Annotated in this window: 9 protein-coding genes, 1 rRNA gene and 2 pseudogenes; 10 read left to right on the forward strand and 2 right to left on the reverse strand. The window is 46.1% G+C overall.

The annotated features are described in order from the left end of the window. Positions 1-110: 110 nt before the first annotated feature. The 10 genes and pseudogenes from AAC854_RS19685 to AAC854_RS19730 all read left to right on the forward strand — a co-directional run. Positions 111-905, forward strand: a pseudogene (locus AAC854_RS19685) (phage major capsid protein); the annotation flags it as partial. Between the two features lie 44 nt (positions 906-949). Continuing rightward, positions 950-1,489, forward strand: coding sequence for an HK97 family phage prohead protease (locus AAC854_RS19690; protein WP_340618599.1), 540 nt, complete (start codon positions 950-952; stop codon positions 1,487-1,489). 2 nt (positions 1,490-1,491) lie between these two features. Continuing rightward, positions 1,492-2,714: pseudogene (locus AAC854_RS19695) on the forward strand (phage portal protein). After that, entirely contained in the window at positions 2,711-3,049 is a 339-nt protein-coding gene (locus AAC854_RS19700; RefSeq protein ID WP_340618600.1) for a phage head closure protein, read from the forward strand. The pseudogene AAC854_RS19695 and the gene AAC854_RS19700 overlap by 4 nt, the downstream one beginning before the upstream one ends. Next, complete coding sequence (locus AAC854_RS19705) at positions 3,042-3,344, forward strand: head-tail connector protein (protein ID WP_340618601.1); 303 nt, start codon at positions 3,042-3,044, stop codon at positions 3,342-3,344. Before AAC854_RS19700 ends, AAC854_RS19705 begins: the two co-directional genes overlap by 8 nt. After that, positions 3,344-3,775: an HNH endonuclease gene (locus AAC854_RS19710; protein WP_340618602.1), complete on the forward strand. Its 432-nt coding sequence runs from the start codon at positions 3,344-3,346 to the stop codon at positions 3,773-3,775. The genes AAC854_RS19705 and AAC854_RS19710 overlap by 1 nt, the downstream gene beginning before the upstream one ends. A gap of 135 nt (positions 3,776-3,910) precedes the next feature. Next, positions 3,911-4,264, forward strand: coding sequence for a phage terminase small subunit P27 family (locus tag AAC854_RS19715; RefSeq protein ID WP_340618603.1), 354 nt, complete (start codon positions 3,911-3,913; stop codon positions 4,262-4,264). Continuing rightward, entirely contained in the window at positions 4,261-5,922 is a 1,662-nt protein-coding gene (locus AAC854_RS19720) for a terminase large subunit (protein WP_340618604.1), read from the forward strand. The genes AAC854_RS19715 and AAC854_RS19720 overlap by 4 nt, the downstream gene beginning before the upstream one ends. Positions 5,923-6,235: 313 nt before the next feature. Continuing rightward, the gene (locus AAC854_RS19725; RefSeq protein WP_340618605.1) at positions 6,236-7,027 is read left to right on the forward strand and encodes a tail fiber protein; all 792 of its coding nucleotides are present in this window, start codon (positions 6,236-6,238) and stop codon (positions 7,025-7,027) included. 564 nt (positions 7,028-7,591) lie between these two features. Then, positions 7,592-7,849 (forward strand): helix-turn-helix domain-containing protein, encoded by a 258-nt coding sequence (locus tag AAC854_RS19730; RefSeq protein WP_273549827.1) that lies wholly within the window; start codon positions 7,592-7,594, stop codon positions 7,847-7,849. A 345-nt stretch (positions 7,850-8,194) separates the two neighbouring features. Here AAC854_RS19730 and metA read toward each other — a convergent pair whose 3' ends face one another. Together metA and rrf are read right to left on the reverse strand one after the other, a co-directional pair. Continuing rightward, complete coding sequence (metA, locus tag AAC854_RS19735; RefSeq protein WP_340618606.1) at positions 8,195-9,136, reverse strand: homoserine O-acetyltransferase MetA; 942 nt, start codon at positions 9,134-9,136, stop codon at positions 8,195-8,197. Positions 9,137-9,343: 207 nt separating this feature from the next. After that, positions 9,344-9,440 (reverse strand): 5S ribosomal RNA (gene rrf / locus AAC854_RS19740); the annotation flags it as partial.

Genomic DNA, 9,440 nt, shown 5'->3' on the forward strand with positions numbered 1-9,440 from the left:
GCACTGGATGTACTCAGTGAAATCGCGACAGCGGTGACCCGAAAACAGCCCTATCCGGATGTCTTTAATCTGCTTTCCTGCTAGTCAATACAGGGCTGGTGAATGGTTACGATGAGTCAGTCATGCGCCAGATTTGTACGATTAAAACCACTCGCAGCAACGAGTATAAACAGCTTGTTTCAGTCGGTGGTGCAGCGGTAGCCCACGGGGAAGAAGGCAAGGCACGCGGTGAGACAACGACACCGAAGATGGAAGAAGTCAGCATTAAGCTGTTTCCTATCTACGCTTACCCCAAGACTACCCAAGAAATTATCGATTTTAGCGATGTGGATATCTTGGGCTGGCTGACCTCCGAGATTGCCGACACCTTTGTGGATACCGAAGAAACGGATCTTGTGAGCGGTGATGGCAGCAAAAAAGCGAAAGGCTTTCTGTCTTATCCTCGTGATACTCAAGCCGACAAAGTACGCGCGTTCGGTACATTGCAAAAGCTGGAAGCGACCAAACTTGAGGCGGATAGCCTGATTGACCTTAAATTCCTGCTCAAGAATAAATACCGCAAGAACTCAGTGTGGGTAATGAATTCCACAACCGCCGCCCATGTGCAGAAGCTGAAAAACGGCAACGGGGATTATATCTGGCGTGAGCGTCTGCAAGCGGGCGATCCCGATATGTTGCTGGGCTTGCCTGTCCATTACCTCGAATTTATGCCAGAGGGTGTGATCGGTCTGGGTGACTTCAAGCGCGGTTATTTCATTGTTGACCATCAAACCGGAACCCGTACCCGTCCTGACAATATCACCGAACCGGGATTCTATAAGGTACACACGGATAAATATCTGGGCGGCGGTCTGGTGGACTCCAACGCCATCAAGGTACTGGAAATCAAAGCAACCAGTAAATAAGCAAGAGGGGCGCAGCGCCCCTTTTCAGTCTTGGAGTTCATCGAATGAATGATATTGAATTAAGAACGGCATCACTTTCTGCCAGCGATAAGAAGCTGACCGGTTATGTGATTAAGTGGAACAGCCGATCACAAATCTTATGGGATGAATTTGTCGAACAGTTTGCCCCGAATGCGTTTAGTGCCAGCTTAACTTCTGGCGTCGATGTCAGGGCACTTTATGAACATGATCACATGAACCTGTTAGGCCGCACCACCTCCGGTACATTGCAATTGAGTGAAGATGCCACCGGATTACGTTTCGAGTTAACCCCGCCCGATACCCAATTAGGCCGCGATGTGCTGACATTGGTTGAACGGGGTGATATTTCCGGTATGTCCTTTGGGTTCAGGGCATTGAAGGATCAGTGGGATGTGGGTCAGGAGCCTTATATCAGGACGGTATTAGAAGCCGAGTTGAGGGAAATCACGATCACCAGTCTGCCCGCCTACCCTGAGAGTGGCGTGGAGATCGCCAAACGTTCGCTGAATGCAGTTAAGCCCTGCAATTTGCGCCACTACTGGCTGCAACTGTCCGAGGTGTAACCATGTGGCCGTTTAAGCGTAAAGACCCTGAGACTCGCAGTATGACCATTGATGAGTTTCTTTCTCTGGCAGGCGTATCTAACACCAAATCGGGCGAGCATGTTTCACCCTCGACAGCCGAAGGTTTACCCGCCGTGATGAATGCCGTCACGGTGATTAGTGAAGCGGTGGCAACCATGCCCTGTTATCTCTATCGGGTACAGCACCGGAACGGGAAAGAGTCCCGTGAATGGTTAAGCGATCACCCGGTGGATTATTTGCTCAATGAGTGCCCGAACGACTGCCAAACCCCGTTTCAGTTCAAGCGAACCTTAATGCGTCATTGTCTGCTAAATGGCAACGCTTATGCCGTGATTGTCTGGGGCAAAGACGGACAGCCACAATCGTTACACCCTTACCCGCCGTCAGCGGTTGTCCCGCAACGATTATCCGATCACCGGTTCGCTTATACCCTCACTGAACTGAACCTTATAGCGGCAAGGTCAAAACCTACCTGCAAGAAGAAGTGCTGCATTTGCGTTATGCCACCGAAGACGGCTTTCTGGGGCGTTCGCCTGTCACCATTTGCCGTGAAACATTGGGCTTGGGACTGGCACAACAACGCCACGGTGCAAGCATTATGAAAGAGGGGATGATGGCGGCAGGGGTGATTAAATCCGCTGATTGGTTAGATGGTACGAAAGGCGCTAAGGCACTGGAAGCCCTCGAACGTTACAAAGGTGCTCGCAATGCAGGCAAAACACCGATCCTTGAAGGCGGGATGGAATACCAGCAATTAGGCATGAGTAATCAGGATGCGGAGTGGCTGGCTTCCCGCCGTTTCACCATTGACGATATCGCCCGGATGTTCAATGTCAGCCCTATCTTTCTGCAAGAGTATTCGAACAGCACCTACAGCAACTTTAGTGAAGCATCACGCGCTTTTCTGACGATCACCATGCGCCCGTGGCTTGCCAACTTTGAGCAACAAATTAAATCCGCCTTGCTGATGGCTTCACCGAAAAAGGGCATTCGCTACCAAGTTGAATTTGATACCGCCGATTTGCTGCGTGCCAATCCGAAAGAACGCTTCCAGAGTTATGAAACCGCGATTAAGTCCGGGGTGATGTGCCCGAATGAAGCCCGCGAACGCGAGGGATTATCACCCCGTGAAGGGGGTGATGAATTCAGTCAGGCATGGAAGCAGACGGTAGAAGTGAAGAAACAACCGGAGGGCAAGGAATGAGAGCAGGCGCATTAAGGCATCGCGTTACGTTACAGAATTTTACCCAGAACAACTTGCCATCGGGCCAGCGTATGCAGGTGTGGCAGGATGTGGCTACGGTCTGGGCGGAGGTCAAACACATTAGCGGGCGTGAATTGATGGCCTCCGGTGCAGTGTTCACCGAAGCCGCCGTACGTATCTGGCTGCGCTACCGTGCTGATATCACCACCGCAAACCGCATCTTCTATCAGGGTGACAGTACCAACGGTCAATTGTTTAACATTGTGGCAGTAATCCCCGACCCCCAACATACCCGCTTAGAGTTGCTTTGTAAGGGAGGCGTATTGAATGGATAAGATGGTTATTCCCCTGAATGAAATCAAACAACATTGCCGGATAGATGAAAGCAATACGCTTGAAGATGAACTGCTCAAGGGCTATGCCGAGGCTGCATTGGAAGTCTGCCAGCAACATATCGGTAAGCGATTTGAAGAGGGCTTGATATTCAGCCCTGCAATTAAAGTAGGCTGCTTACTCTATATCGGCTTGCTGTATGAGAATCGGGCAATGGCAACGGATGTAGAGCTTAAAGAAGTGCCTTTCACCATCAAATCACTGTGGTCTGTCTATCGTGATGTGGGGATCTTCTGATGCCGTGGCAACCTTTAAAGCGCTGTAGCTATCCGGGATGTAAGCAACGGGTAAAGTCGGGTCGCTGTGTGGAGCATCAACGGGAAGCCAGACGCCAACAGGATAAGCAGAGAGGCACACGCACCGAGCGAGGCTACAGTAACCGATGGGGACGCTACCGATTGATATACCTCAAGGCTAATCCGTTATGTGTCCACTGCCTTAAGCAGAACAGCTATACACCTGCAACCATCGTTGACCACATCATACCGATCAATGGTGACAGTGATGTACTGTTTTGGCCTGACTCCAATCATCAAGCCCTGTGTCATGGCTGCCATAACCGTAAGACCGTGCAGACAGACCCGGCAACCAAACAGCGGCGTAAGAATGGTGAGTATCGGGAACGGGAAGCAGAGGCAGCAAGGCGTCGTGATTGGTTGATTGAATGATAATAACACAATGCAATAACTAGGTGGGGGGATCAAAAATGACAAACGCCCCGCTAAAAAGAACCGCCGCCCCCTCAAATTTTTATGCACGGCACTTTTTTCAATAGCAGTAATCTTCATAGGAAACATAAAGTTATGGCAAGAGCACCGAAACCCCCTGAGTATTTAAATGATATCGCCGCGCAACAATGGAAATCGAAAGCCAAAATCCTTAACGAGCGTGACGACCTCAGCCCGGCGGACTGGAACAACCTAGAACTGTATTGCGTCAATTATGCCATCTATCGTAAAGCCGTGGCAGATATTGAGTTGCGTGGGTTCGCGGTGGAAGGTTCACGCGGCGCGGCAACCAGTAACCCTTCATTGAAAGCAAAGGCTGATGCAGAAAAAATCATGATAAAAATGTCCTCGCTGCTGGGCTTTGATCCGGTATCCCGCCGTCGAAATCCGGTAGAAACTGAGGAAGAGGACGAGCTAGACCGCCTATGAACGCATGGGAGCAGTACGCTTTTGATATCGAAAATGGCACTATTCCGGCCTGTAAGCGTCTGAAACAGGCCGTGAAACGCTATTATAACGACCGGAATAACCCGCTTTATACGTTCGATACCGAAGTGGTAGAGCATTTTATTGGCTTTTCCCGCCTCTGTCCGCATGTCAAAGGTCACTTGCGCGGTAAGCCGATTGCATTAGAACCGTGGCAGCAGTTTGCCTTTGCTAACCTGTTCGGCTTCAAGGTAAAAGCAACCGGACGCCGAAAATACCGCAGTGCCTATATTCAGGTGCCACGAAAAAATGCCAAATCTACGGTTGCCGCGATGCTGGCGAACTGGTTCTTGGTCATGGAACAGGGACAGCAGGATATTTACACCGCCGCCGTGAGCCGGGATCAGGCGCGTATTGTGTTTGATGATGCCCGCCAAATGTGCCTGTTATCCAAACCCCTCAAGAAACGGGTCGCTATCCAGCAACATAAAGTGACTTATGCAAAGAGTAACAGCCTGCTAAAGCCACTGGCAGCCAAAGCCTCAACGATTGAGGGCACTAACCCCAGTCTGGCTATTGTCGATGAGTACCATTTACACCCGGATAACGCGGTTTACTCTGCCCTTGAATTAGGCATGGGCGCCCGTCCCGAAGGTATTCTGTTTGCCATTACCACGGCAGGCAGTAACGTGATATCCGCCTGTAAACAGCACTATGATTATTGCTGTCAGATACTGGCAGGCGAAGAACAGAACGAATCGTTATTTGCCCTGATCTACGAACTGGACGACGAGAAAGAAATTGATAATGAATCGCTCTGGATTAAGGCCAATCCGAATCTCGATGTGTCAGTAGACAGTACCTCATTGCATGACACAATCCAAAAGGCGCGGGGCATTCCGTCACAATGGACAGAGATGTTAACCAAACGCTTTAATATCTGGTGCCAGGGCGAAACGCCGTGGATGGGTGATGGCGCTTGGAAAGTCTGCCAGACAGAATACGATGAAAACGATCTTAAGGGGCTGGAGTGTTACGCTGGGCTGGATTTATCTTCCACCGGCGATATCACCAGTATCTGTTACACGTTTCCGGTAGATAACGAACTGTTATTACTGACCCGTCATTACTTACCCGAAGCCCAGCTACAGAATCCGGCGAATAAGAATCGGGCAATCTATCGACAATGGGCGCAAATGGGCTGGTTACGCACGACACCGGGCGATTGCATTGATTATGACCGTATCCGTGATGATATTCTCAGAGACAGCCAGCAATTTGATATCAAACTGGTGGGCTTCGACACATGGAACGCCACACACCTACGCACCCAATTACAGGGCGCAGGCTTGGACGTCGAGCCATTCCCACAAACCTATATGCGCTTTAGCCCGGTAGCGAAATCCGCTGAGGTCTTTGTGAATCGCAAAGTCATTCGTCACAACGGTGATCCGGTGCTTGCTTGGGCAATAGCTAATGTGGTGATGGAAACCGATGCGAACGCCAATATTAAACCGAACAAGAAGAAATCAGCGAACAAGATAGATCCGGCAATTGCGTTCCTGATGAGTTTTGGCACATGGCAGGCAGAGCATGAAGACTTTGCGTTTAGTTTGAGTGATGAACAGAAGCAGCGGCTGGATAACTTTGATGGAATTTAGTTAACGCATTGATTTTTATTAATTCCCGTACAGAATAGAGATTAATGAAACCGATGGCTTAAAATGTGAGAAAGTTCACATTCACTTTGCCAAGTTTTATCAGTCATCTGATAAAGTTCATTAATTCCCCGCCTGTTATTTTATGTCATCCTGCCATTAAAATATGCAATTAGCCTACTGAATTAAATCAAGCCGTACTCTCCAGTATTGATGAACCCATTTTAGTGATGTTCACTGGCGGAGAAGTATCCTACCGCCTTCATATTACTTAGCAATGTGTATTGTGTATTGTTGATTAGATGAGGGAATGAATATGCAAGATAAAAGCGAAGTAATCGTTCCAACAATGGACGATGTCAGAAAAGCAATCAAAGAAGCAATTGAAGAACATGCCGCAAGCCGTAATCATCCTTACGCAACATTGGAGGATAGAGGCTTTGTTACTCTAAGTAATGAAGTTGATAGCGATAGTGAGATTACTGCTGCAACATCTAAAGCAGTGAAAAAAGCATACGATTTGGCAAATACTGCAAATCAAAATGCTCTCAATAATAACTCCAATCTCTATCTGGAGAAAAAGCAGAACGGTGCGGATATCCCAAATAAAACGGAGTTTGTGAAAAATATTGGTGCGCAACCTGTCGGAAGCTACGCCGTGAAAGGCGATAGTTATACGAAAGGGGAATCTGATAGCAAGTATCAACTGAAAGGGAACTATCAACCTGCTGGAAATTATGCTATTAGGGGAGAAATCTATACAAAACCAGAAAGTGATGCGCGATATGGAGGTAAAAACACAGCAAAAAAATCAGCTAATGGTTGGTGGCAATGCGGAGATACTGGAATTATTCATCAATGGGTGCAGGGAAAACAGCAATATAGTGAGGATAATCAAGTTATTACCTTCCCACGAAAATTCCCAAATCAAGTATTAGCTATATATGTCTCAACAAAAATAAATAATCCAACCAATTTAAATCTTGCTAATGACTGGTTTCAAGTAATTAACTGGGATACAGAAAAATGCTGGGTGTATTTGCAAAAAACTGAACCAGAATTTTCAGTGGTTAATTCAACACCATTTATTTTTGCTGTTGGGTTTTAATATGTAGTTTTTATAGTATTACGCATGTATATCCCATGGTTGATATAACCAAAGCAATGACAAGGAGTGTAACCGCAAGCATTATTGCTGTTGATCTCATAGACATGGATGTCTAATCAATATTCTTCTGAAAGATTAAAAATCCCCATCGCAAATAAAACACACCAGACACACAATAACTGGACTTAAAAGTTTCTGATGAGATTTGGTGCATAACACATTGAGACTGAGGTTTTACCTTAAGCGCGAATGGTAACAATGTCTTGAGCTGTTTAATGGCATATAACGCAAAAAGTTAAACCTTTATACTGATTCGCTTATTGAACCAGTTAAACCAATCAGTTAAAGTAGCCCCGCCACTGGCAAAATCCAATGGTCAAGGATTAGCACCCTTGCAAAGAGCTATCCACTGGTAGGATGTTTCTACCAGTGTGTCTGCACTCGCCCTTTCAATGGCGGTTCAGGCGGGGGAGGCTTCGGCCTCGCTGGAAGATAGCTCCCAGTAGTGCTAACCCTGTCTGAATCGCCACCATCAATGATCAATTAATGGAAGGGGTAGCAGGAATGTTCAATGTTAAAAAAGACTGGCATCAAGCCGATATTATTGCTGCATTACGTAAACGAGGCACAACCTTAGCCGCGCTCTCCCGTGAAACCGGACTCAGTTCATCTACACTGGCAAATACTCTTAGCCGTCCGTGGCCGAAAGGCGAATGGATTATTGCTAACTATCTCGAAATACATCCCTCAGAGATCTGGCCTAGCCGTTATTTTAATATCAACGGTCAATCCATTGAGCGTAAGGCTCGAAATAAGTCATAAAAATAGTCTGACCGCAATTTGAAGCTATAGGGAAGATAGCCATAAGAGGGTATCTTCTCACTGGCAGGGCTATCAGTTAGCTGTTACCTCTATCGCTCCTAGGTTCCGACGAAATACGCCGCAGCCCTTTCACAAGGTTGGGGCGTTAAACGTACTGACCTGCTCACTGAATACGATATTCGTCGTTAGTCATTAGCACAGTACATTTAACACATTGACCTCGATAGAGCTCTTTATCTTTCCTTTCGCTCTGTTCTCATCTTGTACCCTGTTTATAGACTTGTTCAGTGAACCATGTATAAATAATTGTATAAATATCAAATAAAAATAAAATAAATATATGATTTAATTATCTGAATTCATTAAAATTAAATCCTTTATACTTAGATCATATGGCGTAATTTGATAAACATAATAATTCAACCAATTTGAAAACAGTAAGTGACCATGACTGCGCCAAGCAGCAATGGGGCTATTTTCAGGATCGTCATTCGGGAAGTAATTGATCGGTAACGCAGGATTCAAATCAGCAGCCCGATCACGCCAGTATTCTGCTGCCAGCGTACCGACATCATATTCAGGGTGACCTGTAACAAATACGAGTCTTTTGTCCTTGCTGGACAATAAATAAGCGCCAGCCTCTTCTGAACTGGCTAAAATATCTAAGTCTGTATGCTCGCGAATAACGGATTCAGGGAAATCAGCAAAACGAGAATGCGGCGCAAAAAAAGTTTCGTCAAATCCGCGCGTTAGTAACGCTAAAGGATCTAATGTTGAATGAGAATAGACACCAGATAGTTTGGTTGTTCGGGTATATTTTGGGAGACGATAAAGAATATTTAAGGCTGCCTGCACTGCCCAACAGACAAAAAGTGTCGAAGTAACATGACTCTTTGCCCAAGTAACAATTTTTTCAATTTCATTCCAATAAGTTACATCCTCAAATTCAACCAATCCCAAAGGAGCACCCGTGACAATCAATCCATCAAAATTTTGATCTTTTACTGAGTCAAAATCACAATAAAAAGTATCTAAATGTTCAATCGGCGTATTTTTACATTGCCGACTATCAATTCTCAGTAATTGAATATCAATCTGTAGCGGTGAATTTGATAGTAACCGAATAAACTGATTTTCAGCTTCAATCTTCTTGGGCATCAGGTTAAGTAGCAATACTTTCAATGGGCGAATATTTTGAATATTTGCCCGCGTTGACGTCATGACAAAGATGTTTTCATTGCGGAGAATATTTACCGCAGGTAATTCATCTGGTACACGAATAGGCATTGCTCGAAACCTCTACTATTTCAGTTTGCATGTTTAGACTTCTAGATAGCTAAATTTAACAAAAAGATGAAAGCGGTGTCGAGTTATTGTACTCAAATTGAAATTATTTCATTTTATGAAATAGAAGATAGTAATTCATAACTGATTTTTCCAATGCCAAACGCAAAAAAGCCATCCGGTGAAGGATGGCTTCTCTGGCTAATTGATGTCTGGCAGTGCCCTACTCTCACATGGGGAGACCCCACACTACCATCGGCGCTACGGCGTTTCACTGCTGAGTTCGGCATGGGGTCAGGTGGGACCA

Origin of the sequence: Xenorhabdus entomophaga (assembly GCF_037996725.1) — a bacterium.
Taxonomy (GTDB): Bacteria; Pseudomonadota; Gammaproteobacteria; order Enterobacterales; family Enterobacteriaceae; genus Xenorhabdus; species Xenorhabdus khoisanae.